Origin of the sequence: Streptomyces sp. NPDC088725 (assembly GCF_044751305.1) — a bacterium.
In the GTDB taxonomy this organism is placed as follows: Bacteria; Actinomycetota; Actinomycetes; order Streptomycetales; family Streptomycetaceae; genus Streptomyces.
Genome location: NZ_JBIVLO010000002.1, coordinates 108,284 through 132,095 on the forward strand (window position 1 = coordinate 108,284; position 23,812 = coordinate 132,095).

Annotated in this window: 21 protein-coding genes; 6 read left to right on the plus strand and 15 right to left on the minus strand. The window is 70.5% G+C overall.

Annotated features, from left to right (window positions below):
• Positions 1 to 135: 135 nt before the first annotated feature.
• Complete coding sequence (locus ACIP6N_RS04405) at positions 136 to 1,107, plus strand: heme A synthase (protein WP_401812807.1); 972 nt, start codon at positions 136 to 138, stop codon at positions 1,105 to 1,107.
• A gap of 45 nt (positions 1,108 to 1,152) precedes the next feature.
• Here the strand turns inward: ACIP6N_RS04405 and ACIP6N_RS04410 are convergent, their stop codons facing one another.
• The 3 genes from ACIP6N_RS04410 to ACIP6N_RS04420 all read right to left on the minus strand — a co-directional run bounded on the left by ACIP6N_RS04410 (position 1,153) and on the right by ACIP6N_RS04420 (position 3,737).
• The gene (locus tag ACIP6N_RS04410; protein ID WP_401812808.1) at positions 1,153 to 2,301 is read right to left on the minus strand and encodes an amidohydrolase family protein; all 1,149 of its coding nucleotides are present in this window, start codon (positions 2,299 to 2,301) and stop codon (positions 1,153 to 1,155) included.
• Between the two features lie 101 nt (positions 2,302 to 2,402).
• Complete coding sequence (locus tag ACIP6N_RS04415) at positions 2,403 to 2,762, minus strand: hypothetical protein (RefSeq protein WP_401812810.1); 360 nt, start codon at positions 2,760 to 2,762, stop codon at positions 2,403 to 2,405.
• Between the two features lie 27 nt (positions 2,763 to 2,789).
• The gene (locus ACIP6N_RS04420) at positions 2,790 to 3,737 is read right to left on the minus strand and encodes a heme o synthase (RefSeq protein WP_401812812.1); all 948 of its coding nucleotides are present in this window, start codon (positions 3,735 to 3,737) and stop codon (positions 2,790 to 2,792) included.
• Positions 3,738 to 4,028: 291 nt separating this feature from the next.
• On the opposite strand from ACIP6N_RS04420, the gene tkt reads away from it, so the two are divergent.
• Genes tkt through pgl form a run of 5 tightly spaced genes read left to right on the plus strand, consistent with a single transcriptional unit; the run spans position 4,029 to position 10,605 of the window.
• Entirely contained in the window at positions 4,029 to 6,104 is a 2,076-nt protein-coding gene (gene tkt, locus ACIP6N_RS04425; RefSeq protein WP_401812814.1) for a transketolase, read from the plus strand.
• Positions 6,105 to 6,138: 34 nt separating this feature from the next.
• Entirely contained in the window at positions 6,139 to 7,257 is a 1,119-nt protein-coding gene (gene tal, locus ACIP6N_RS04430; RefSeq protein WP_401812816.1) for a transaldolase, read from the plus strand.
• A 5-nt stretch (positions 7,258 to 7,262) separates the two neighbouring features.
• Positions 7,263 to 8,795, plus strand: coding sequence for a glucose-6-phosphate dehydrogenase (gene zwf / locus ACIP6N_RS04435; RefSeq protein ID WP_401812818.1), 1,533 nt, complete (start codon positions 7,263 to 7,265; stop codon positions 8,793 to 8,795).
• Positions 8,792 to 9,817: a glucose-6-phosphate dehydrogenase assembly protein OpcA gene (opcA, locus tag ACIP6N_RS04440; RefSeq protein ID WP_401812819.1), complete on the plus strand. Its 1,026-nt coding sequence runs from the start codon at positions 8,792 to 8,794 to the stop codon at positions 9,815 to 9,817. The genes zwf and opcA overlap by 4 nt, the downstream gene beginning before the upstream one ends.
• Positions 9,814 to 10,605 (plus strand): 6-phosphogluconolactonase, encoded by a 792-nt coding sequence (gene pgl, locus ACIP6N_RS04445; protein WP_401812821.1) that lies wholly within the window; start codon positions 9,814 to 9,816, stop codon positions 10,603 to 10,605. Before opcA ends, pgl begins: the two co-directional genes overlap by 4 nt.
• A 66-nt stretch (positions 10,606 to 10,671) precedes the next feature.
• Here the strand turns inward: pgl and pgi are convergent, their stop codons facing one another.
• From pgi to ACIP6N_RS04505, 12 genes are all read right to left on the minus strand, one after another.
• Positions 10,672 to 12,336, minus strand: a complete 1,665-nt coding sequence (pgi, locus tag ACIP6N_RS04450; RefSeq protein ID WP_401813487.1) for a glucose-6-phosphate isomerase — start codon at positions 12,334 to 12,336, stop codon at positions 10,672 to 10,674.
• Positions 12,337 to 12,394: 58 nt separating this feature from the next.
• Positions 12,395 to 13,618 carry an MFS transporter gene (locus tag ACIP6N_RS04455; protein ID WP_401812822.1) on the minus strand — a complete coding sequence of 408 codons (1,224 nt, stop codon included), beginning with the start codon at positions 13,616 to 13,618 and terminating at the stop codon, positions 12,395 to 12,397.
• A 106-nt stretch (positions 13,619 to 13,724) separates the two neighbouring features.
• Positions 13,725 to 14,060, minus strand: a complete 336-nt coding sequence (locus tag ACIP6N_RS04460; RefSeq protein WP_401812823.1) for an RNA polymerase-binding protein RbpA — start codon at positions 14,058 to 14,060, stop codon at positions 13,725 to 13,727.
• A gap of 174 nt (positions 14,061 to 14,234) precedes the next feature.
• Positions 14,235 to 14,465 (minus strand): preprotein translocase subunit SecG, encoded by a 231-nt coding sequence (gene secG, locus ACIP6N_RS04465; RefSeq protein WP_030753123.1) that lies wholly within the window; start codon positions 14,463 to 14,465, stop codon positions 14,235 to 14,237.
• Between the two features lie 116 nt (positions 14,466 to 14,581).
• Positions 14,582 to 15,376, minus strand: coding sequence for a triose-phosphate isomerase (gene tpiA, locus ACIP6N_RS04470; RefSeq protein ID WP_401812824.1), 795 nt, complete (start codon positions 15,374 to 15,376; stop codon positions 14,582 to 14,584).
• A gap of 7 nt (positions 15,377 to 15,383) precedes the next feature.
• The gene (locus ACIP6N_RS04475) at positions 15,384 to 16,595 is read right to left on the minus strand and encodes a phosphoglycerate kinase (protein ID WP_401812825.1); all 1,212 of its coding nucleotides are present in this window, start codon (positions 16,593 to 16,595) and stop codon (positions 15,384 to 15,386) included.
• A gap of 113 nt (positions 16,596 to 16,708) precedes the next feature.
• Positions 16,709 to 17,713, minus strand: a complete 1,005-nt coding sequence (gap, locus tag ACIP6N_RS04480; protein WP_401812826.1) for a type I glyceraldehyde-3-phosphate dehydrogenase — start codon at positions 17,711 to 17,713, stop codon at positions 16,709 to 16,711.
• Between the two features lie 229 nt (positions 17,714 to 17,942).
• On the minus strand, positions 17,943 to 18,932 hold the full coding sequence (gene whiA, locus ACIP6N_RS04485; RefSeq protein WP_041990916.1) for a DNA-binding protein WhiA: 990 nt from the start codon (positions 18,930 to 18,932) through the stop codon (positions 17,943 to 17,945).
• Positions 18,923 to 19,957 carry a uridine diphosphate-N-acetylglucosamine-binding protein YvcK gene (gene yvcK, locus ACIP6N_RS04490; protein ID WP_401812827.1) on the minus strand — a complete coding sequence of 345 codons (1,035 nt, stop codon included), beginning with the start codon at positions 19,955 to 19,957 and terminating at the stop codon, positions 18,923 to 18,925. The genes whiA and yvcK overlap by 10 nt, the downstream gene beginning before the upstream one ends.
• Positions 19,954 to 20,904: an RNase adapter RapZ gene (gene rapZ / locus ACIP6N_RS04495; protein WP_401812829.1), complete on the minus strand. Its 951-nt coding sequence runs from the start codon at positions 20,902 to 20,904 to the stop codon at positions 19,954 to 19,956. Before rapZ ends, yvcK begins: the two co-directional genes overlap by 4 nt.
• Positions 20,897 to 23,083 carry an excinuclease ABC subunit UvrC gene (gene uvrC, locus ACIP6N_RS04500; protein ID WP_401812830.1) on the minus strand — a complete coding sequence of 729 codons (2,187 nt, stop codon included), beginning with the start codon at positions 23,081 to 23,083 and terminating at the stop codon, positions 20,897 to 20,899. The genes rapZ and uvrC overlap by 8 nt, the downstream gene beginning before the upstream one ends.
• A 119-nt stretch (positions 23,084 to 23,202) precedes the next feature.
• On the minus strand, positions 23,203 to 23,658 hold the full coding sequence (locus tag ACIP6N_RS04505) for a Rieske (2Fe-2S) protein (protein WP_401812832.1): 456 nt from the start codon (positions 23,656 to 23,658) through the stop codon (positions 23,203 to 23,205).
• Between the last annotated feature and the right edge of the window lie 154 nt (positions 23,659 to 23,812).

A 23,812-nucleotide genomic window follows, 5' to 3' on the forward strand; every position in this document is an offset into this window, starting at 1 on the left:
GTCGTACGCCCGGTGCGCGTACCCGTGGCCGCCCGGCGCGGGGAAGCGTGGCAGGGGCCGCGCGGCACGACGAAGCCCGGCGCGAGGACGCGCGGAAGGACCCCTCGTGAAAAGCCGCACAAGCTCGCGCCTACGATGGTGGCCGTGTTGACCCCCCTCGCCTATATCGCCCGGCGCTGGACGCCTTCGCCCCGTACGCTCCAACTCGCCGCGCTCTGCGCCGTGCTGGCGAGCGTGCTCATCGTCGTCACCGGCGGCGCGGTCCGGCTGACCGGATCCGGTCTCGGCTGCGACACCTGGCCCAAGTGCACGGACGACAGCCTCGTCGCCACCCCCGCGCAGGGGATCCACGGCGCGATCGAGTTCAGTAACCGGATGCTGACGTACGTCCTGTGCGCGGCGGTCGGCTGGGCGATCATCGCGGCGCGCAGCGCCAAGCCGCGCAGGCGCGGGCTGACCCGGCTCGCGTGGTCGCAGTTCTGGCTCGTGATGGGCAACGCCGTACTCGGTGGCATCACCGTGCTCGCGGGCCTCAACCCCTGGACGGTGGCGGGACATCTGCTCCTCGCCCTCAGTCTCCTCACCGTCACCACGCTCACCTGGCTGCGCACCCGCGAGGGCGACGGCGATCCGCGCCCGCGCGTGCCGCGCCCGGTGCGCAAGCTGTCGTGGGCGCTGATCGCGACCACGGTGCTGCTGATGGTGGCGGGCACGATCGTCACCGGCTCGGGACCGCACGCCGGCGACAGCAGCGACGTCCCCCGGATGCCGTTCGACTGGGCCTCGACGGTCTACGTCCACGAGGTGACCGCCTGGATCGTCTGCGTGCTGGCGGTGGCGATGTGGCTGACGCTGCGGGTGGTGGACGCTCCCCCGGACACCCGGGTGGTCGCCCGCAACCTGCTGCTGGTGCTGCTCGCGCAGGGCGCCGTCGGGTACGTGCAGTACCTCACCGACCTGCCCGAGGTGCTGGTCGGCGTCCACATGCTCGGTCTGTGCCTGGTGTGGATCGGGGTGCTGCGGATGGCGGTGAGTCTGCGCGAGCGTCCTGTGACCACGCCCGGGATCCCGGCGCAGTGGGACGCCCCGCTCTCCGCTGCCGTCTGACCTCGGCGGCGCCGGACTTCAGCCGATCTCCGCGGCCGGCCGGCCTCAGCGGCTGTCCCGCAGACCGCCGTCCGGCAGACCGCCGTCCCGCAGGCCGTAGACGCGGCGGGCGTTGCCCGCCGCGATCATCTCCGCGACCCGCCGTGCGTCGGCGAGCGACCACGCACCTTCCGACACCCAGCTGCCGAGCACCCGCGCCACCGCGTCCCTGAAGACCCGGGCGCCCACGACGTGCAGTTCGGGCAAGCCGCGCGCGCCGCTGGAGAACAACAGCTTCCCGAACGGGGCGAGTTCCAGCATCTCGGCCAGAACGACCGCGGCCCGCGCCCCCGTGAACGCGAGCGAGGGCCCGAGGTCCGCGTACACGTGCGGGAAGGCCGCGGCCAGCTGGGCGGCCTGCCGGTGGTACGGATACGTGCCCAGCAGCACCAGATCGGTGCCGAGCCCTTCGGTGGCCGCCGCGAAGCCGGTGAGCACCGTCGGATCCGCGCTGCCGGCCGGGGGATATACGTCACCCGGGCCCAGGTGCAGTTGCAGCGGCAGCCCGGTGGTGACGCCGATCCAGAGCAGGTGGCGCAGCAGCACGGGCTCGCTGAGCGGTCCGCGGCCGGTACGGCGTTCGGCGAGCCACCGGCCCGCGGCGGCGCGTACCTCGCCGGGGCCCGGCGGATGCGGCGCCGCCGCGAGCGTGTCCCCGGGGCCCGAGGCGAAGCTGAGGGCGGCGGCCGTGGCGGCCGCGCCGTGCACGGATTCCGAGAGACCGGACAGGAAGTCCCGCACCGAGCCCGCCGTGTCGGCGGCCCGCTCGGCGAGCGGTTCGAGCCGGACGATCTCGCGCGCCTCCGCGGCACCGGCGGCGGCCAGTTCGCCGGGCCCGGTCAGTTCGCCCGGCGGCCCGGTGTCCACCAGATAGGTGGAGACGCCGGTGGAGCGCAGCAGCAGCCCGGCCGACCGCAGCGCGCCCAGTTCCCTGCGGCGGGCGAGGTATCTGGCGGGCGGGCAGTGCGGTTCGAGGCCGAGCAGCGGCGGACACCAGCGGCGTACGGCGAACCCGGTCTGGGTGTCGAAGAAGGTGGTGCCGGCGGCCGGGGGCCGTGCCGTTCTGCCCAGCTGGGCCTCGAACGTGGCCGGCCCCAGCTCCGTACGGAGCACACCGTGGCAGTAGTGGTCCACCAAGGACGCTGTTTCGATCATCGCGCTTCCCGTCTGGGGCCAGTTCCCGCACAGTCCAACGGGTGAACCGCGATCCGGTGGCGGTGAACCGCCGCCGGTGGCGCCCCCGTGCTGCCGTCGCCTCAGCGGGCGGTGCGGCCGCCGATCTGGATACCGGCCATCCGGGACCACTCGTACGGCCCCGTGCGGACCTTGGCCGCCAGCTCTCCGTCGAAGGTCTCGTGCAGGGTGAGCCCCGCCTTCTCGGCCGCGCTCAGGGCCACGGCGTGCGAGGGGGCGACCAGATCGCCCCAGCCGCCGTCCTCGCCGACGAGCACGATGCGGGTGCCCGGCCGGCCGAGGTTCGCGAGCTGTCCCTCGGCTCCGCCGTGCCGCTTGGCGAAGGCACCGATGTGCCGGGCCAGCCTGGCCGCACGGCGTTCGGCGCGGGCCGCTTCTTTGGCGGCCCGCTTGGTCTCGTCAACCTGCTCAGTCTCTGCCATGCGGCCGATGCTACCGGCGGGTAACGCTCAGCGCAGGAGGGGGTCCACCGCGACGGCCACGAAGAGCAGCGACACATAGGTGATCGACCAGTGGAACAGCCGCATCTCCTTGAGCTTGGCGCCCGCCGCCCCGGCCTTGGCGCGTGACTGGAGCGCGTGCGCCTCCCACAGCCAGTAGCCGCCGGCCACCAGCGCCACCAGCGTGTAGAACCAGCCGGTGTAACCGAGCGGGGTCAGCAGCAGCGAGACGCCGACCATCACCCAGCTGTAGACGACGATCTGCCGGGCCACCACCTTGTTGGACGCCACGACGGGAAGCATCGGCACACCCACCCGCGCGTAATCCTCCTTCACCTTCATCGACAGCGGCCAGTAGTGCGGCGGCGTCCAGAAGAAGATGACGAGGAAGAGGATGACGGCGGCCCAGGACAGCGTGTTCGTGACGGCGGACCAGCCGATCAGCACGGGCATGCAGCCCGCGATGCCGCCCCAGACGATGTTCTGCGCGGTGCGGCGCTTGAGGATCATCGTGTAGCCGACGACGTAGAAGAGGAGCGCGCTCAGCGCGAGCGCCGCCGAGAGCCAGTTGACGAGCAGGCCGAACCAGAGCGTGGAGATCACCGCGAGCGCGAGGCCGAAGACCAGGCTCTCGCGCGGCGAGACCATGCCGGTGACCAGTGGACGCTGCGACGTACGGTCCATCAGGGCGTCGATGTCGCGGTCGATGTACATGTTCAGCGCGTTGGCGCCGCCCGCGGAGAGGTATCCGCCGACACAGGTGAAGAGGACCAGCCAGAGGTCCGGCACGCCGCCCGTGGCGAGGAACATCACCGGAACGGTGGTGATGAGCAACAGCTCGATGATCCGCGGCTTCGTCAGTGCGACGAATGCCTTGACCCGTGCCCCGAGCAGCCGATGGCCACCGGGATTCGGAGTCAAGACGGCCCCTGCGGGTCGGGACTCGACGGCCGTCACGCACACCCCTGACAGAGAAATCCCAGCAAGATCCGGGCATGAGAGCCCGGTGAAGACTTGCGCTTACCACCTCACTCTAGACGTTGCCCACAGGCCGTCTTCGCGGGGGTGGGCCCGTGTTGGGAGTGGCCCGGGAGGCGAACTCCTCCCGGGGGCCGCACTCTGGCAGTACCTGTTGTTCACCGGCGGGCAACTCGAAAAGAGCGACAGCGCTGCGAGGGTAGGCTCGACAGCGAATCCGGTGTGCCATCAGCCACCGGGATGATATGTGGAGAGGAGCCCTGACTCAGGGTGAGCACCAAGCCGACCACCACTGAACTCGAGTGGACTGAATTGGACCGGCGGGCCGTCGATACCGCTCGCGTCCTGGCCATGGATTCCGTACAGAAGGTCGGCAACGGCCATCCCGGTACGGCCATGAGCCTGGCGCCCGCCGCCTACGTCCTGTTCCAGAAGCTCATGCGGCACGACCCTGCCGACGCGCAGTGGACGGGCCGTGACCGGTTCGTACTCTCCGCGGGCCACTCGTCCCTCACTCTCTACATCCAGCTCTTCCTGGCCGGTTACGGCCTGGAGCTGGCGGACCTCGAAGCCTTCCGCACCTGGGGCTCGAAGACCCCGGGCCACCCGGAGTACGGGCACACCACGGGCGTCGAGACCACCACGGGCCCGCTCGGCCAGGGTGTCGCGAACGCCGTGGGCATGGCGATGGCCGCCCGTTACGAGCGCGGCCTGTACGACCCGGAGGCCGCGCCCGGCACCTCCCCGTTCGACCACACCATCTGGGCGATCGCCGGCGACGGCTGCCTCCAGGAGGGCATCTCGGCCGAGGCGTCCTCGCTGGCCGGCCACCAGAAGCTGGGCAACCTCGTCCTGCTGTGGGACGACAACCACATCTCCATCGAGGGCGACACCGAGACGGCCGTCTCCGAGGACACGCTCGCGCGCTACGAGGCGTACGGCTGGCACGTCCAGCGCGTCGCGCAGCTGCCCAGCGGCGACCTGGACCCGGCGGGTCTCTACCAGGCCCTGAAGGCCGCGCAGGCCGAGACCTCGCGCCCGTCCTTCATCGCGGCCCGCTCGATCATCGCCTGGCCCGCCCCGCACGCGCAGAACACCGAGGCCGCGCACGGCTCGGCGCTCGGCGCCGACGAGGTGGCCGCCACGAAGAAGGTCCTCGGCCTCGACCCGGAGAAGTCCTTCGACGTCCCGGACGACGTCCTGGCGCACACGCGTGAGGCGCTGGACCGCGGCCGGGAAGAGCGGTCCGCCTGGGAGAAGACGTTCGCCGCGTGGCGTACGGCCAACCCCGAGCGCGCCGCGACGTTCGACCGCGTCCGCGCGGGCGAGCTGCCCGCCGGCTGGGAGGACAAGCTCCCCGCGTTCGAGACCGGCAAGGCCGTGGCGACGCGCGCCGCGTCCGGCAAGGTCCTCCAGGCGCTGGGCGAGGTCATCCCCGAGCTGTGGGGCGGCTCCGCCGACCTCGCCGGCTCGAACAACACCACGATCGACGCGACGTCGTCGTTCCTCCCGGTGGGCAACCCGCTGCCGGAGGCCGACCCGTACGGCCGCACGGTGCACTACGGCATCCGCGAGCACGCCATGGGCTCGACGATGAACGGCATCGCGCTGCACGGCAACACCCGTATCTACGGCGGCACCTTCCTGGTGTTCTCCGACTACATGCGCCCGGCCGTCAGGCTCGCCGCGCTGATGCAGGTGCCGGTCACGTACGTCTGGACGCACGACTCCGTCGGACTCGGCGAGGACGGCCCGACGCACCAGCCGGTCGAGCACCTGGCGGTGCTGCGCGCCATCCCCGGTCTCAACATCGTCCGTCCGGCGGACGCCAACGAGACGGCGATCGCGTGGGGCGAGATCCTCAAGCGGCACTCCAAGGGCGCGCCGCACGGTCTGGCGCTGACGCGTCAGGGTGTGCCGACGTACCCGGCCAACGAGGATGCCGCGCGCGGCGGTTACGTCCTCTTCGAGGCCGAGGGCGGCGCTCCGCAGGTCGTGCTGATCGGTACGGGCTCCGAGGTGCAGCTGGCGGTCGAGGCGCGCGAGCAGCTTCAGGCCGCGGGTATCCCCACGCGCGTCGTGTCGATGCCGTCGGTGGAGTGGTTCGACGAGCAGGACCAGGGGTACCGGGATTCCGTGCTGCCGCCGTCCGTCAAGGCGCGGGTGGCGGTCGAGGCCGGTCTCGGACTGACCTGGCACCGCTTCGTGGGCGACGCGGGACGCATCGTCTCGCTGGAGCACTTCGGAGCCTCCGCGGACGGCAAGGTCCTGTTCCGCGAGTTCGGTTTCACCGCCGAAGCGGTGGCTTCGGCCGCCCGGGAATCTATCGAAGCCTCAGCGCGCTGACGCCGGTATACGAACTGTAGGAGATGCAAACCTCATGACAGACGCACTCAAGCGCCTCTCCGACGAAGGCGTCGCGATCTGGCTCGACGACCTGTCGCGCAAACGGATCAGCTCCGGCAACCTCGCCGAACTCATCGACCAGCAGCACGTGGTGGGTGTGACGACGAACCCGTCGATCTTCCAGAAGGCGATCTCGCAGGGCGACGGCTACGACACGCAGCTGACCGAGCTGGCCGCCCGCCGGGTGACCGTCGAGGAAGCCATCCGCATGATCACGACGGCGGACGTCCGTGACGCCGCCGACATCCTGCGGCCGGTCTTCGACGCCACGGACGGCCAGGACGGCCGGGTCTCCATCGAGGTCGACCCGCGGCTGGCCCACAACACGCTGGCGACCACGGCCGAGGCCAAGCAGCTCGCGTGGCTGGTGGACCGTCCGAACACGCTGATCAAGATCCCGGCGACGAAGGCGGGTCTGCCCGCGATCACCGAGACGATCGGCCGCGGCATCAGCGTCAACGTCACGCTGATCTTCTCGCTGGAGCGCTACCGCGCGGTCATGGACGCCTACCTGGCGGGCCTGGAGAAGGCCAAGGCCGCGGGCCTCGACCTCTCCAGGATCCACTCGGTGGCGTCCTTCTTCGTGTCCCGCGTGGACACCGAGATCGACAAGCGGCTCGACGCGCTCGGCACGCCCGAGGCCAAGGCCGCCCGCGGCAAGGTCGCGCTGGCCAACGCCCGGCTCGCCTACGAGGCGTACGAGGAGGTCTTCTCCTCGGACCGCTGGGAGAAGCTGGACCGCGCCCAGGCCAACAAGCAGCGTCCGCTGTGGGCCTCGACCGGCGTGAAGGACCCCGCGTACAAGGACACCCTGTACGTGGACGAGCTGGTGGCGCCGAACACGGTGAACACCATGCCGGAGGCGACTCTCGAAGCCACCGGCGACCACGGGCAGATCACCGGTGACACGGTCCGTGGCACGTACGACCAGGCGCGCGCGGACATCGAGGCCGTCGAGAAGCTGGGCATCTCGTACGACGAGATCGTGCAGCTTCTCGAGGACGAGGGCGTCGAGAAGTTCGAGAGCGCCTGGAACGACCTGCTCAAGTCGACCGAGGCAGAGCTGAAGCGCCTCGCCCCTTCGGAGGGCTGATCCCCTTGACCGCAACCCACGGAGCGAACCCGCTCCGTGACGCCGCGGACCGACGGCTCCCGCTCATCGCGGGGCCGTCGGGCCTGGTCATCTTTGGCGTCACGGGCGATTTGTCCCGCAAAAAGCTGATGCCCGCCATCTACGATCTGGCCAATCGCGGCCTGCTGCCGCCGGGCTTCTCGCTCGTCGGCTTCGCCCGCCGCGAATGGAAGGACGAGGACTTCGCGCAGGAAGTCCACGACGCCGTCAAGGAACACGCCCGTACGCCGTTCCGTGAGGAGGTCTGGCAGCAGCTCATCCAGGGGATGCGCTTCGTCCAGGGCGACTTCGACGACGACCAGGCGTTCGAGAACCTGAAGGCGACGATCGCGGAGCTGGACAAGGCGCAGGGCACCGGCGGCAACTTCGCGTTCTACCTCTCCGTGCCGCCGAAGTTCTTCCCCCAGGTCGTCCAGCAGCTCAAGAAGCACGGGCTGGCCGACCAGAAGGAAGGCTCCTGGCGGCGCGCGGTCATCGAGAAGCCGTTCGGCCACGACCTGGTCTCCGCCAAGGAGCTGAACAAGGTCGTCCACGAGGTCTTCCCGCCCAACGAGGTCTTCAGGATCGACCACTACCTGGGCAAGGAGACCGTCCAGAACATCCTGGCGCTGCGGTTCGCCAACACCCTCTTCGAGCCGATCTGGAACCGGTCGTACGTCGACCACGTGCAGATCACCATGGCCGAGGACATCGGCATCGGCGGGCGCGCCGGCTACTACGACGGCATCGGCGCGGCCCGTGACGTCATCCAGAACCACCTGCTCCAGCTGCTCGCGCTGACCGCGATGGAGGAGCCCGCCTCCTTCGACGCGGACGCGCTCGCGGCGGAGAAGACCAAGGTGCTCGGCGCGGTGAAGCTGCCGCAGGACCTCGGCGCGGACACTGTGCGCGGGCAGTACGCGGCGGGCTGGCAGGGCGGCGAGAAGGCCGTCGGCTACCTCCAGGAAGACGGGATCGACGCGAAGTCGAAGACCGACACCTACGCCGCGGTGAAGCTGGGCATCGACAACCGCCGCTGGGCGGGCGTGCCCTTCTACCTGCGTACCGGCAAGCGGCTCGGCCGCCGCGTCACAGAGATCGCGGTGGTCTTCCAGCGCGCGCCGCACTCCCCCTTCGACCACACGGCCACGGAGGAGCTGGGGCAGAACGCCCTGGTCATCCGCGTCCAGCCGGACGAGGGCGTGACCATGCGGTTCGGCTCCAAGGTGCCGGGCACCTCGATGGAGGTGCGCGACGTGTCGATGGACTTCGCCTACGGCGAGTCCTTCACGGAGTCCAGCCCCGAGGCGTACGAACGGCTCATCCTCGATGTGCTGCTCGGCGACTCGAACCTCTTCCCGCGCACGGAAGAGGTGGAGCTGTCCTGGCAGATCCTCGACCCGATCGAGGAGTACTGGGACAAGCACGGCAAGCCCGCGCAGTACGAGTCCGGGACCTGGGGTCCGGTCGAGGCGGACGAAATGCTCGCACGAGACGGACGGAGCTGGCGTCGGCCATGAAGATCGACCTTACGGATACCACGTCCGGCAAGATCAACAAGGCGCTGGTGCAGGGCCGCCGTGCCATCGGCACACCTGCCGTCGGCATGGTCCTCACCCTGGTCATCGTCACCGACGAGGAGAACGCGTACGACGCGCTCAAGGCCGCCAACGACGCGTCCATGGAGCACCCGTCGCGGAAGCTGGTCGTCGTCAAGCGGGTCTCCCGCTCGGCGCGCGACCGCTCCAAGGCCCGGCTGGACGCCGAGGTGCGGGTGGGCGTCGACGCGGGCACCGGCGAGACGGTCGTCCTGCGGCTGTACGGCGAGGTCGTGGACCACGCCCAGTCGGTGGTGCTGCCGCTGCTGCTGCCCGACGCGCCCGTCGTGGTGTGGTGGGCGGTCAACGCGCCGGTCAACCCGGCGAAGGACCCGCTCGGCAAGCTGGCACAGCGACGCGTGACGGACACGTACGCCGCCGAGAACCCCATCGAGGAGCTGAAGGCCCGCGCCGCCGTCTACACCCCCGGCGACACGGACCTGGCCTGGAGCCGGATCACACCGTGGCGCTCGATGCTCGCGGCCGCTCTGGACCAGGTCGACTGCAAGGTCACCACGGTGCAGGTGGAGGGCGAGGAGCACAACGCGAGCTGCGAACTGCTCGGCATGTGGCTCGCCGACCGGCTGAACGTACCGGTCAAGCGTTCCGTCTCCCCCGGTCCCGGCCTCACGGCCGTACGGCTGGAGACGGACTGCGGTCCGATCGTGCTGGACCGGGCGGACGGCTCGCTGGCGACGCTCTCCATCGAGGGCCAGCCGGACCGGGCGGTCGCGCTCAACCGGCGTGACACCTCGGAGCTGATCGCGGAGGAGCTGCGCAGGCTCGACCCCGACGACACCTACGCGTCGGCACTGCGGGTCCGGGTCGACCGGCTGACGCACACCGCGGACGCCGCGACGGATCCCGGTGCTGTCAGCGAGTCGCGCGGGACCGCCGCCCCGAAGAAGGCACCGGCGCCGGCCAGGAAGGCGGCGTCGAAGTGAGCGCTCCGCGACCTCCGCAGCTCGTCGTCCACCGCGACAAGGAGCTGATGGCGCAGGCCGCGGCGGCCCGGCTGATCACGAAGATCGTGGACGCCCAGGCCTCCCGGGGCTCCGCCTCGGTCGTCCTCACGGGCGGGCGCAACGGCAACGGCCTGCTGGCCGCGCTGTCGTCGGCGCCCGCGCGTGACGCGGTCGACTGGTCGCGGCTCGACCTGTGGTGGGGTGACGAGCGGTTCCTGCCCGAGGGCGACCCCGAGCGCAACATCACCCAGGCGCGCGAGGCGCTGCTCGACTCGGTGCCGCTGGACCCGTCCCGGGTGCATGTGATGCCGGCGTCGGACGGCCCGTACGGCAGTGACGTGGAGGCGGCGGCCGCCGCCTACGCCACCGAACTGGCCGCGGCGGCAAGGCCGGAGGACCACGCGGCTGTGCCGTCCTTCGACGTGCTGATGCTGGGCGTCGGACCGGACACGCATGTAGCGTCGCTCTTCCCCGAGCTGCCCGGAGTCCGGGAGACCGAGCGCACGGTGGTCGCCGTGCACGGCGCTCCCAAGCCGCCGCCGCTGCGCATCTCGCTCACGCTGCCCGCGATCCGGGCGGCGCACGAGGTGTGGCTGCTCGCGGCGGGCGAGGACAAGGCGGGGGCGGCGGAGATCGCCCTGTCGGGAGCCGGCGAGATCCAGGCCCCGGCGGCGGGCGCGTACGGCCGCACCCGCACCCTGTGGCTGCTCGACGCCCCCGCGGCGTCAAAGCTGCCCCGCGGCCTCTACCCTCCGGCGTCGGCCTGACATCCCGGCACACCCCGCGTCGCGGCCCGGCTCGCCTTCCCGGCGAGCCGGGCCGCTTCGCGTTCCTCAGCGGCCGCGCAGCGCGCGGTACTTGGCGACCAGTTCCGCCGTCGAGCCGTCCAGCTGTCCGGCGGCCGCGGCCTCGGATCCGTCGCCGGTGAGCACCGGCTCGATCTTCTTCGCGAGGACCTTGCCCAGCTCGACTCCCCACTGGTCGAAGGAGTCGATGTTCCAGATCGCGCCCTGGACGAACACCTTGTGCTCGTACAGCGCGATCAGCTGGCCCAGCACGGACGGGGTCAGCTTCTCGGCGAGGATCGTGGTGGTGGGGTGGTTGCCGCGGAACGTCTTGTGCGGCACCAGCTCCTCCGCCACGCCCTCGGCCCGGACCTCCTCCGGCGTCTTGCCGAAGGCGAGGGCCTGGGTCTGCGCGAAGAAGTTGGCCATCAGCAGGTCGTGCTGCGCGATGAGCCCCGGCAGCAGATCCGCGACGGGACGGGCGAAGCCGATGAAGTCGGCCGGGATCACCTTCGTGCCCTGATGGATCAACTGGTAGTACGCGTGCTGCCCGTTGGTGCCCGGGGTGCCCCAGACGACCGGCCCGGTCTGCCACTCGACCGGATTGCCGTCCCGGTCCACGGACTTGCCGTTGGACTCCATGTCGAGCTGCTGGAGATACGCCGTGAACTTCGACAGGTAGTGGCTGTACGGCAGGACCGCGTGCGACTGGGCGTCGAAGAACCCTCCGTACCAGACGCCCAACAGCCCCATCAGCAGAGGTCCGTTGGCCTCGGGCGGCGCCGTGCGGAAATGCTCGTCGACGAGGTGGAAGCCGTCGAGCATCTCGCGGAAGCGGTCGGGGCCGATCGCGATCATCAGGGAGAGCCCGATGGCCGAGTCGAAGGAGTAGCGACCGCCGACCCAGTCCCAGAACTCGAACATGTTGGCCGTGTCGATACCGAAGTCGGCGACCTTCTCGGCGTTGGTGGAGAGCGCCACGAAGTGCTTGGCGACGGCGCTGCTGTCGGCCCGCAGCCCGGTCAGCAGCCAGTCGCGCGCCGAGGTGGCGTTGGTGATGGTCTCGATGGTGGTGAAGGTCTTGGACGCGATGATGAACAGCGTCTGCGCCGGGTCCAGGTCCCGCACGGCCTCGTGCAGATCCGCGCCGTCGACGTTCGAGACGAACCGCACGCCGATGCCCCGGTCCGTGAAGGACTTGAGCACCTCGTACGCCATCGCGGGGCCGAGGTCGGAGCCGCCGATGCCGACGTTGACCACGGTCTTGATGGGCCGTCCGGTGTGGCCGGTCCACTCGCCCGACCTGACCTTGTCGGCGAACGCGCTCATCTTGTCGAGAACGGCGTGCACACCCGGCACGACGTTCTGACCGTCCACCTCGACCACGGCCTCACGCGGCGCGCGCAGTGCGGTGTGCAGCACCGCGCGGTCCTCGGTGGTGTTGATCTTCTCGCCGCGGAACATCGCGTCCCGCAGCTCCGCGACCCCGGTGGCCGCGGCCAGCTCGCGCAGCAGCGCCAGCGTCTCGTCCGTCACCAGGTGCTTGGAATAGTCCAGGTAGAGGTCGCCCACCTGAAGGGTGTAGCCGGTGCCCCGCTCGGGGTCAGCGGCGAACAGCTCGCGCAGATGCGTCTGCCCCAGCTGCTCGCGGTGCTTGCCCAGCGCGCTCCACTCGGGCGTCCGGTTGAGCCTGGTACGGCCTGCTGCGTTCATTTCGGACATCAGCCCACTTCTTCTCGTGCTTGCACGCATGCCCTGCTGCCCCTCCAACCTAATTGATCAGAGAGGACAACGAGGCGACGGCAAGGACGAAGAATCCGGCCGCCAGCAGAGCCGGGCTGTTCAGCCCCCAGCCCGCCGCCACGGCTCCGCCGAGAAGCGCCCCGAGCGGCGCTCCGCCCACCGCGAGAGTGCGGTAGGCGGAGCTGATCCGGCCCAGCATGTCCGCCGGCGCGCGCTCCTGCATCAGGGTCCGCTGGCTGACGTTCCACACCATGCCCGCGACACCGAACACCAGCAGAGCGGCTGTCGCGGCCCACAGCTGCCGCACGGTGCCGAGCACGACCAGGACGCCGATCTGTACGGCCCCGGCCAGGAACACGCTCCGCACGCGGCCCGTACGCGCGGTGACGCGCCCGGTCAGCAGCCCGCCCGCCACGCTGCCCGCCCCGTACGCGGCTATGACGAGCGCATAGCCCGCGTTCCCCGCGTGCAGCCAGCCCGTGACATGCAGCACGAGGGTGGCGATCAGGGCGCTCATGCCGATGTTGCACAGCATGGTGGCCAGGCACAGCCCGCGCAGCACCCGGTCCGCGGCGAGGACGCGTATCCCGTCGGCGATCTCCCCGCGCAGGGTGGAGCCCGTCTTCCTGGGAGCCCGCTCCGGGGCGGCCGCGCGCAGCGAGAACACCAGCAGGGCCGCGAGGGCGTACGTGGCCGCGTCCGCCGCGTACGGAGCCGCCACACCCACCAACAGCAGGGCGGGCACCAGCGGAGTGGCGACGAAGCCGCCGGCGATCTGCTGACCGGTCATCAGGCGGGCGTTGGCACTGCCCAGCTCATGCGGCTTCACCAGCGAGGGCAGCAGGGCCGTGGCGGCGTTGTCGAAGAGGGTCTGGAGGGTGGTGAGTACGAAGGCCAGGGCCAGCAGCAGCGCGATCGACGCGTGCCCGAGGGCCACGGCGGCCGCGAAAGCCGCCATCAGCAGGCTCCGCAGCAGATCGACGGTCCACATCGCCCGGCGCTGATCGACCCGGTCCGCCACCGCTCCGCCGAGCAGCCCGAACAGCAGCCACGGCAGATATCCGCAGGCCGTCACCGAGGCGATCAGCAGCGGGTCGTCCGTGAGCGAGGCAGCCAGGAGCGGCATCGCCGCCGCCCGCAGCGAGTCACCGCACCTGGAGACGACAGCGGCCGACCACAGCCGCCCGAATCCCCCGCGCCACGCGGGCGCACCGCCTCGCGCATCGGCGCCTACAGCCTCGGCAGTGGTCACGATTCCCCCTCAGGTCCACGGATTCATGACCGTAGGGGGTGCCACCGACAACGGCCGGACACCTGGGGTGTCCGGCCGGGCAGGGCCTGGGCTGGTGTGGCGGCGTTCAGATCTCGCCGCGGAGCTTGGCGAGCGCTTCGGCGAGGATCGCCTCGCCGTCCGCGTCGCTGCGCCGCTCGCGTACGTAGGCGAGATGTGTTTTGTACGGCTCCGTACGGGGAGGGGCCGGGGGATTGTCCCGGTCCTGGCCGGCCGGGAATCCGCAGCGCGGGCAGTCCCACGTATCCGGAACCTGAGCGTCACTGGCGAAGCTCGGCACCGTCTCGTGCCTGTTGGAGCACCAGAAGGAGATGCGCAGCCGTGGCGCGGTCTCGCCACGCTCGGCCTCACCCATCGGGCCCGCTCCGACCCGGCTTCCCCGGATCGCGTTGCCACTTGCCACGGTCGTAACTCCCTGCGTGATGGTGCCGCAAAGCATCTCGGTAGGCAGCTCCGCTGCCGAGCGCCCCAGTCTACGTAAGGCCCAACGCGCTTTCAGCGACGGGAGTTACCCCCCTGCCGTCGTACGCGGAGCCTCATGATAGGCCGCGCCCGAGGCGCCGTACCGTGACCGAGGTCAGCTGTCCAGCTTCAGCAGCAGACCAAGGACGACAATGCACGCGAACCACAGCAGACCGACAACCACGGTAATGCGGTCGAGGTTACGCTCGGCGACCGAAGAACCACCGACGGACGACTGCATTCCGCCACCGAACATGTCGGAGAGGCCGCCGCCCTTCCCCTTGTGCATCAGCACCAGCAGCATCAGCAGCAGGCTGAAGACGATGAGGGCGATCGAGAACCCCATAACCACAGCTGGACCCTACTTCCTGGCATTCTCTCGGGACTCAAAGGACAACGGGGGCCGGGTGAGCAAGCCACTCGGCCCCCGCAAGGGTACGACGGATCCGCGCAACCGCCTACTTACTGGTCACGGAACCTGACGATCTTGACGAACTCCTCGGCGTCCAGCGCCGCGCCGCCCACCAGAGCGCCGTCCACATCGGGCTGGGCCATGATCGCCGCGACGTTCCCGGACTTCACGGAACCGCCGTACTGGATGCGGACCTTGTCGGCCAGTTCCTGCGAGTACAGCTCGGCCAGCCGGCCGCGGATCGCACCGCAGACTTCCTGCGCGTCCTCGGGGGTGGCGACCTCGCCGGTTCCGATGGCCCACACCGGCTCGTACGCGATCACGACGGTCTCGGCCTGCTCGGCCGGGATGTCCTTGAGCCCGCCGTCGAGCTGGCTCAGCGTGTGCGCGACCTGGTTGCCCGCCTTGCGGACGTCCAGGCCCTCGCCGACGCAGAGGATCGGGGTCAGGCCGTTCCGGTAGGCGGCCTTCACCTTGGCGTTGCAGACCTCGTCCGACTCGGCGTGGTACTGCCGCCGCTCGGAGTGGCCGACGGCCACGTACGTGCACTTCAGCTTGGACAGCATCACGCCGGAGATCTCACCGGTGTACGCGCCCGAGTCCTGCGCCGAGATGTCCTGGGCGCCGTACTTGATCTTCAGCTTGTCACCGTCGACCAGCGTCTGCACGGAGCGCAGGTCGGTGAAGGGCGCCAGCACGGCGACCTCGACGGCGTCGTAGTCCTTGTCGGCCAGCGCGAAGGCGAGCTTCTGGGTGTGCGCGATGGCCTCGAGGTGGTTGAGGTTCATCTTCCAGTTGCCCGCCATCAGCGGCAAGCGTCCGGCGGTGTCTGATGTGGCAGTCATGGAACGGTCAGTCCTCCAGTGCGGCGAGGCCGGGAAGCGTCTTGCCCTCGAGGTATTCGAGGCTCGCGCCGCCACCGGTCGAGATATGGCCGAATGCCTGCTCGTCGAAGCCCAGGATGCGGACGGCGGCGGCGGAGTCGCCACCGCCGACGACCGTGAAGGCCGACGAGTCGACGAGCGCCTGGGCGACGGCCCGGGTGCCCTCGGCGTAGTCGGGGTGCTCGAAGACGCCCATGGGACCGTTCCAGAAGACGGTGGCCGCGTCGGCGAGCTTCGAGGCGTAGAGCGCGCAGGTCTCGGGCCCGTTGTCCAGGCCCATCTTGCCCGCGGGCATGGCGTTGGCGGGAACCGTCTCCGGGTTGGCCGGCGCCTTGGTCTTGAGGTCGGGGAACTCCGGCGCCACGAGGAAGTCGACGGGGAGTACGAACTCCACGCCACGCTCCTCGGCGCGCTTGAGGTACCCCTGGACGGCGGGGATCTGGTCTTCCTGGAGGAGCGAGGAGCCGACTTCGTGGCCCTGCGCCTTGAGGAAGGTGAACGCCATGCCACCGCCGATCAGGATGCGGTCGGCCTTCTCCAGCAGGTGGTCGATGACACCGAGCTTGTCGGAGACCTTGGCGCCGCCGAGGACGACGGCGTACGGCCGCTTGACGTCATCCGTGAGCTTCTTCAGGACGCCGACCTCGGTGGCGATCAGACCGCCGGCGGCGTGCGGCAGCCGGGCCGGCAGGTCGAAGACCGAGGCGTGCTTGCGGTGCACGGCGCCGAAGCCGTCACCGACGTACAGGTCGGCCAGCTCGGCGAGCCGGTCCGCGAAGGCGCCGCGCTCGGCGTCGTCCTTCGAGGTCTCGCCCGCGTTGAAGCGGAGGTTCTCCAGGACGGCGACCTGGCCGTCGGCGAGGCCCGCGACGACGGACGCGGCGGACTCGCCGACCGTGTCGGTCGCGAACGCCACGTCGGCGCCGAGGAGTTCACCGAGGCGCTTGGCCGCGGGGGCCAGCGAGAAAGCGGGGTCGGGCGCGCCCTTGGGGCGGCCGAGGTGGGACGCGACGATCACGCGCGCGCCGGCCGCGGCGAGCTTGGCGACCGTCGGCTCGACAGCCCGGATACGGCCGTCGTCGGTGATGGTGGTGCCTTCGAGCGGCACGTTGAAGTCGGCGCGGACGAATACCCGCTTGCCGGTGACCCCTTCGGCGAGGAGTTCGTCGATCGTCTTCATCTGTTGCTGGACTCCTTCGGAAGTCTGGACGGCCGACAGGGCTCGAACGGCGCGCGTCCCTGCGCGCCGACCGAGCCCTGTCGCTCATATCGAGGTGCCTACCGGCCCTGAGTTCAGAGCTGGCCGCCGACGAACTCGGTCAGGTCGACCAGACGGTTGGAGTAGCCCCACTCGTTGTCGTACCAGCCGATGATCTTGACGCTCTTGCCCTGGACCAGGGTCAGGGAGGAGTCGAAGGTGCACGAGGCCGGCCAGTTGACGATGTCCGAGGAGACGATCTCGTCCTCGGTGTAGTCCAGGATGCCCTTGAGCTGGCCCTCGGCGGCCTTCTGGAACGCGGCGTTGACCTCTTCCTTGGTCACCTCGCGCTCCAGCTCGACGACCAGGTCGGTGACGGAACCCGTCGGGACCGGGACGCGCATCGCGATGCCGTCGAGCTTGCCTTCCAGCTCCGGGATCACCAGCGCGGTGGCCTTGGCGGCACCCGTGGTGGTCGGAATGATGTTCTCGGCGGCGGCACGGGCGCGGCGCAGGTCCTTGTGCGGGAAGTCAAGGATGCGCTGGTCGTTCGTGTACGCGTGGACCGTCGTCATCAGGCCCTTGACGATGCCGAAGTTCTCCAGGAGAACCTTGGCCATCGGCGCCACACAGTTGGTGGTGCAGGAGGCGTTGGAGATGACGTGGTGGTCGGCCGCCACGTACTTGTCCTCGTTGACGCCCATCACGATCGTGATGTCCTCGTCCTTGGCCGGAGCCGAGATGAGGACCTTCTTGGCGCCGCCCGCGATGTGCTTCTCGGCGTCGGCCTTCTTGGTGAAGATGCCGGTCGACTCGATGACGATGTCGACGCCCAGCTCACCCCAGGGGATGTCGGCCGGGTTGCGCTCGGAGAGCACCTTGATGGTCTTTCCGTCGACCGTGATCGTGTCGACGGTGTGGGTCACCTCTGCCTTGAGGCGCCCCAGGATGGTGTCGTACTTCAGCAAGTGCGCGGTGGTCGCAGTGTCACCCAGGTCGTTGACAGCCACGATCTCGATGTCTGCACCCTGCTCCAGCAGCGCGCGGAAGTAGTTACGACCGATGCGGCCAAAGCCGTTGATGCCTACGCGGATCGTCACGAACCGATCTCCTCGTTGGTACGCCGGGTTCGACGCCGGCGAGCTGTATGGGATGTCCCCGACCGCCTATGACCCTACCGCGCCGGGGTCCGCCGAGTGACATCGAGCCGCCCCGGGAATCGGCGGCGGCCCGTACCCACGGGTAGGGGTACGGGCCGCCGCCCCCGGGACCGCCGGTGCGGACCCCGGCGCATCCCGTCAACCGCGGGGCCCGGGCCCCGCCTTGTGCTCAGCCGACGAGACCGTCGGCCATCTCCTCGCTCAGCGTCGACTCCGTGCCCGGAATACCCAGATCCTGTGCCCGTTTGTCGGCCATGGCCAGCAGCCTGCGGATGCGGCCGGCGACGGCGTCCTTGGTCAGTGGCGGATCGGCGAGCGCGCCCAGCTCCTCGAGGGACGCCTGCTTGTGTTCCATCCGGAGCCGGCCCGCCGCGGCCAGGTGCTCGGGCACCTCCTCGCCGAGGATCTCCAGGGCCCGGCCGACCCGGGCGCCCGCGGCGACCGCCGCACGGGCGGAGCGGCGCAGGTTCGCGTCGTCGAAGTTGGCGAGGCGGTTGGCGGTGGCGCGCACCTCGCGGCGCATCCGCCGCTCTTCCCAGGCGAGCACCGACTCGTGGGCGCCGAGGCGGGTCAGCAGCGCGCCGATCGCGTCCCCGTCGCGTACGACCACGCGGTCGACCCCGCGCACCTCGCGGGCCTTCGCGGCGATCTGGAGCCTGCGTGCGGCGCCGACCAGGGCGAGGGCGGCCTCGGGTCCGGGGCAGGTGACCTCCAGCGAGGAGGATCTGCCGGGCTCGGTGAGCGAGCCGTGCGCGAGGAACGCGCCGCGCCAGGCGGCCTCCGCGTCGCAGGTGGCACCGGAGACGACCTGCGGCGGCAGTCCGCGGATCGGGCGGCCGCGGCCGTCGACCAGCCCGGTCTGCCTGGCCAGCTGATCACCGCCGGTGATCACCCGTACGACGTAACGACTGCCACGCCGCAGACCGCCCGGAGCCATCACCACGAGTTCCGAGTTGTGCCCGAAGATCTCCAGGATGTCCTTGCGGAGCCGGCGCGCGGCGATGCTGGTGTCCAGCTCCGCCTCGATCACGATGCGTCCGCTCACCAGGTGCAGGCCGCCCGCGAACCGAAGAATCGCCGAGACCTCCGCCTTCCTGCAGCACGTCCGGGTGACGGGGAGGCGGGCGATCTCGTCCTTCACCGCTGGCGTCATCGCCATGGGCCGATCCTTCCATGCATCCGAAAAATACGGTCGTACGCGGCTGCCAACAGCTCCGGATCGTGGATCGGGGAGCCATGGGGCGCGGCCACCGGCGCCAGCTCGACCGCGGCACCGAGCCGTTTCGCGGCATCGGAGAGTGAATCGCGGTCGGGCACAGCGGCCTCGTCGGCCAGCACCACGTCCAGGGCGAGTTTAGGGGCGTGTCGCCCTAAAACCTCCAAATGACGCTGCGGTGAGAAGCCATCGGTTTCACCGGGTTGTGGTGCGAGATTCAACGACAGGACCCGCCTGGCCTTGGTCTCGACCAGCGCGTCGAGCAGTTCCGGGACCAGCAGATGGGGGATCACGGAGGAGAACCAGGATCCGGGACCGAGCACCACCCAGTCCGCGTCCATCACCGCGGCGACCGCCTCGGGGACGGCCGGCGGGTCGTTCGGCACGAGGTGCACGGACTGGACCTCGCCGCGTGTGAGGGCCACGGTGGCCTGGCCGCGTACGGTCTCCACGTCCTGCGGGCGGGCCGGGTCGTGGCCCCGTACGAGCGCCTGGAGCTCCAGCGGTACGGCGGACATGGGCAGCACCCGGCCGTGCGCGCCGAGCAGCTTGCCGACGAGGTCCAGGGCCTGTACGTGGTCTCCGAGCTGTTCCCAGAGGGCGACGATCAGCAGGTTGCCGACCGCGTGCTCGTGCAGGTCGCCCTGGGACTGGAAGCGGTGCTGGATGACGCGGGCCCAGGTCTGGCCCCAGTCGTCGTCGCCGCAGAGCGCGGCGAGGGCCTTGCGCAGGTCGCCGGGGGGCAGGACGCCCAGTTCCTCGCGGAGGCGGCCGCTCGACCCGCCGTCGTCGGCGACGGTGACCACGGCGGTGAGGTCGCCGGTGATCCGGCGCAGCGCCGCGAGGGAGGCGGACAGGCCCATGCCGCCGCCGAGCGCGACGACCTTGGGCTGGGCGCCCCGGCGCCGCGGCGAGAGTGCGGGGGTGCCTCTGCGCAGCCGCCGCATACGGAAGGTGCGTCCGGTCACTCGCGCCCCATGTCCCGGTGGACGACGACGGTCTCGACGCCCTCCGACACGAGCCGCGCGGCGAGCTTCTCCGACATGGCGACCGAGCGGTGCTTGCCACCGGTACAGCCGACGGCGACCGTCACATAGCGCTTGCCCTCGCGCCGGTAACCGGTCGCGATCAGCTGCAGCAGCTCGGTGTAGCGGTCGAGGAACTCCTTGGCGCCCGGCTGGTTGAAGACGTACGCGGACACCTCCTCGCTGAGGCCGGTGAAGGGGCGCAGCTCCGGGACCCAGTGCGGGTTGGGCAGGAAGCGGCAGTCCACGACCAGGTCGGCGTCGACCGGCAGGCCGTACTTGTAGCCGAACGACATGACCGTGGCACGCAGCGCCGGTTCCTCGTCGCCGGCGAACGAGGCGTCCATCTTGGCGCGCAGCTCGTGGACGTTGAGGCTGGAGGTGTCGATGACCAGGTCCGCGTCGCCGCGCAGCTCGCGCAGCAGGTCGCGCTCGGCCGCGATGCCGTCGACGATCCTGCCGTCGCCCTGGAGCGGGTGAGGACGGCGTACGGACTCGAAGCGGCGGACCAGCGCGTCGTCGGAGGACTCCAGGAAAACGATCCGGCGGGTGACCCCCTTGGCCTCGAGGTCGGCCAGGGATTCGCGGAGGTTGTCGAAGAAGCGCCGGCCCCGTACGTCCACGACGACGGCGATCCTGGCGACATTGCCCTGCGAGCGCGCTCCCAGCTCCACCATGGTGGGGATCAGCGCGGGCGGCAGGTTGTCCACGACGAACCAGCCGAGGTCCTCCAGGCACTTCGCCGCGGTGCTGCGGCCCGCGCCCGACATTCCGGAGATGATCACCAGCTCGGGGATGGCCGCGTCGGCGACCTCGGTGTCCTTCGTCGTTCCCGTACTCACGTGCTCCGCTCCATCCCCGTCGCGTCCGTCCCCGTCGCGCTCATTCATCGGCACTGCCCTCGTCGTCTTCCATGATCTCTCCTGTAGCCGTGTTCACGGCGGGTGCGGCCGGGGCCGCCTTGGCGAGAGCCACGACCACGGACTCGGCCGTCTTGCGGCCCAGTCCCGGAACCTCGCAGATCTGGTCGATTGTCGCCTGCCGCAGTCGCTTCACCGAGCCGAAATGCTTGATGAGCGCCTGTTTGCGCGTCTCGCCGAGGCCGGGGACGTCGTCCAGCGGACTGGTCCTGATGCGTTTGGCCCGCTTGGCGCGCTGGTAGCTGATGGCGAAGCGGTGCGCTTCGTCGCGCACCCGCTGGAGCAGGTACAGGCCCTCACTGGAGCGCGGCAGGACCACGGGATCGCTGTCGTCGGGCAGCCAGACCTCTTCGAGGCGCTTGGCCAGGCCGCAGACCGCGACGTCGTCTATCCCCAGCTCGTCCAGGGCCCGCTTGGCGGCCGCGACCTGGGGCTGTCCGCCGTCGACCACGACCAGCTGGGGCGGGTAGGCGAAGCGCTTGGGACGGCCGTCGTCCTCGGTGGAGGGCTGCGGAGCGGCCAGAGGGCCGGGCGCGGCGGAGGGACCTGTGAAGGGCACGGGGCCGCCCGAGGGGTTTGCGGAGGAGCCGGCCGACGCGCCTGCGAAGGTGCCAGGACCGGCCGAGGGGGCCGCGGAGGGGCCGGGGCCCGCGTCGGGACCGGCCGAGGGGCCCACGGGGGCGTTGGCCGACGGGTCGGGGCGGGAGCCCGTGAACTCCTCGTCCCCCTCGGGCCACTCCCCCGTCTTCTCCTTTTCCTGGAGGTAGCGCTTGAAGCGGCGGCCGATCACCTCGTGCATCGAGCGGACGTCGTCCTGGCCCTCGAACCCCTTGATCTGGAAGCGGCGGTACTCGCTCTTGCGGGCCAGACCGTCCTCGAAGACGACCATGGACGCCACGACGTCGTCACCCTGGAGGTGCGAGATGTCGAAGCACTCGATGCGCAGCGGCGCGGCGTCGAGGCCGAGGGCCCCGGCGATCTCCTCCAGGGCACGCGAGCGGGTGGTGAGGTCGCTGGCGCGCTTGGTCTTGTGCAGGACGAGCGCCTGGCGCGCGTTGCGCCCGACCGTCTCCATGAGGTCCTTCTTGTCACCGCGCTGCGGGATGCGCAGGGAGACCTGGGAGCCGCGGCGGTGCGACAGCCACTGGTTGACGGTCTCGGTGTCCTCGGGCAGGGCGGGGACGAGGACTTCCTTGGGGACCGAGTCACCGCGTTCCTCCCCGTACAGCTGCTGCAAGGCGTGCTCGACCAGGCCGGACGTACTGACGGCCTCGACCTTGTCGGTGACCCAGCCGCGCTGGCCGCGGACCCGGCCGCCGCGTACGTGGAAGATCTGCACGGCGGCTTCCAGCTCGTCCTCGGCGACGGCGATCAGGTCGGCGTCGGTGGCGTCCGCGAGCACGACGGCGTTCTTCTCCATCGCGCGGCGCAGCGCCTCGATGTCGTCACGCAGCCGGCCGGCCTTCTCGTACTCCATGTCCTCGGCGGCCAGCGTCATCTGCTTCTCCAGACGACGGATGTACGCGCCCGTGCGGCCCGCCATGAAGTCGCAGAACTCGTCGGCCAGTTCGCGGTGCTCCTCGGGGGTGACGCGGCCGACGCACGGCGCCGAGCACTTGCCGATGTAGCCGAGGAGGCAGGGACGGCCGGTGCGCGTCGCGTTCTTCAGCACCCCGGCGGAACAGGTGCGCACCGGGAAGACGCGGAGCATCAGATCGACCGTCTCGCGGATGGCCCAGGCGTGGCCGTACGGGCCGAAGTAGCGCACGCCCTTCTTCTTGGCGCCCCGCATGACCTGGACGCGCGGGAACTCCTCGTTCAGCGTGACCGCGAGGTACGGGTAGCTCTTGTCGTCGCGGTATTTGACGTTGAACCGGGGGTCGTACTCCTTGATCCACGAGTACTCGAGCTGAAGCGCCTCGACCTCGGTGGAGACGACGGTCCACTCGACGGACGCGGCCGTCGTGACCATCGTGCGGGTACGCGGATGCAGACCCGCGAGGTCCTGGAAGTAGCTGGAGAGCCGCGGGCGCAGGCTCTTCGCCTTCCCGACGTAGATCACCCGGCGGTGTTCGTCGCGGAATTTGTAGACCCCCGGCGAGTCGGGGATCTGTCCCGGCTTGGGGCGGTAGCTGGAGGGGTCGGCCATGGCGTCCACCCTACTGGCGGGCACTGACGGTGTGATGCGCGGCGGCCCCCGGCCTGCGGCCGGGCCGGGCCGCTTCTCCGGTCAAAGGGGCTCGTGGCACGCCGAGTTGGCGGGCAGGGTCACTGCTCGGTCGCGCTCGGCGACGGAGACCCCTTCGGTCCCGCGACGAGATTGCCGCCCTCGGCCCTGACCGGCACCTCGGGCAGCGGTACGGTCGCCGGGCCGTGCACGGCCTCACCGGTGGTGACGTCGAAACGACTGCCGTGACAGGGGCAGTCGCCGATGGTGCCTTCCAGCTTCTCCAGCAGGCAGCCGGCGTGGGTGCACTGGGCGCTGAACCCCTTGTACTCACCCTTCGCCGGGCAGTACACGATCACCCGCTGCTCCCGGTAGAGCTTGGCGCCGCCGACCGGGACCGCGTCAGCGGTGCCGAGAGGCACCGGGGCCGTCGGTGTCGGGGACTGCGCGTGGCCCAGCTTGGAGTCGGTGGAGCAGGCCGTCACACCCAGCCCGGCCACGCCCATGAGCGCGGCGCCCTTCAGCACGGTACGGCGGGGGGCGGGCAGGCCGGACATGGCATCTCCAACGGTCGGAGCGGGAGGCGGAAGGTACACATGCGACGATACCGGGGCCGTTCAGCCCCCTTTCGCGCGGGCCGTCGCGGCTGCGGCGGGGCGCGGTGTTGCGCGGTGCGGGGCGCGGTGCGGGTGCGGGTGCAGTGTGCGCGGG

What these genes read in the sequence shown, in the direction of transcription:
- secG (WP_030753123.1), bottom strand. Translation starts at nt 14,465, where the DNA reads ATGGGGTTCTCGATCGCCCTCATCGTCTTCAGCCTGCTGCTGATGCTG.
- ACIP6N_RS04410 (WP_401812808.1), bottom strand. Translation starts at nt 2,301, where the DNA reads ATGATCGAAACAGCGTCCTTGGTGGACCACTACTGCCACGGTGTGCTC.
- whiA (WP_041990916.1), bottom strand. Translation starts at nt 18,932, where the DNA reads ATGGCGATGACGCCAGCGGTGAAGGACGAGATCGCCCGCCTCCCCGTC.
- opcA (WP_401812819.1), top strand. Translation starts at nt 8,792, where the DNA reads ATGAAGATCGACCTTACGGATACCACGTCCGGCAAGATCAACAAGGCG.
- tpiA (WP_401812824.1), bottom strand. Translation starts at nt 15,376, where the DNA reads ATGACTGCCACATCAGACACCGCCGGACGCTTGCCGCTGATGGCGGGC.
- ACIP6N_RS04475 (WP_401812825.1), bottom strand. Translation starts at nt 16,595, where the DNA reads ATGAAGACGATCGACGAACTCCTCGCCGAAGGGGTCACCGGCAAGCGG.
- tal (WP_401812816.1), top strand. Translation starts at nt 6,139, where the DNA reads ATGACAGACGCACTCAAGCGCCTCTCCGACGAAGGCGTCGCGATCTGG.
- uvrC (WP_401812830.1), bottom strand. Translation starts at nt 23,083, where the DNA reads ATGGCCGACCCCTCCAGCTACCGCCCCAAGCCGGGACAGATCCCCGAC.
- ACIP6N_RS04415 (WP_401812810.1), bottom strand. Translation starts at nt 2,762, where the DNA reads ATGGCAGAGACTGAGCAGGTTGACGAGACCAAGCGGGCCGCCAAAGAA.
- pgi (WP_401813487.1), bottom strand. Translation starts at nt 12,336, where the DNA reads ATGAACGCAGCAGGCCGTACCAGGCTCAACCGGACGCCCGAGTGGAGC.
- ACIP6N_RS04505 (WP_401812832.1), bottom strand. Translation starts at nt 23,658, where the DNA reads ATGTCCGGCCTGCCCGCCCCCCGCCGTACCGTGCTGAAGGGCGCCGCG.
- ACIP6N_RS04405 (WP_401812807.1), top strand. Translation starts at nt 136, where the DNA reads ATGGTGGCCGTGTTGACCCCCCTCGCCTATATCGCCCGGCGCTGGACG.
- rapZ (WP_401812829.1), bottom strand. Translation starts at nt 20,904, where the DNA reads ATGAATGAGCGCGACGGGGACGGACGCGACGGGGATGGAGCGGAGCAC.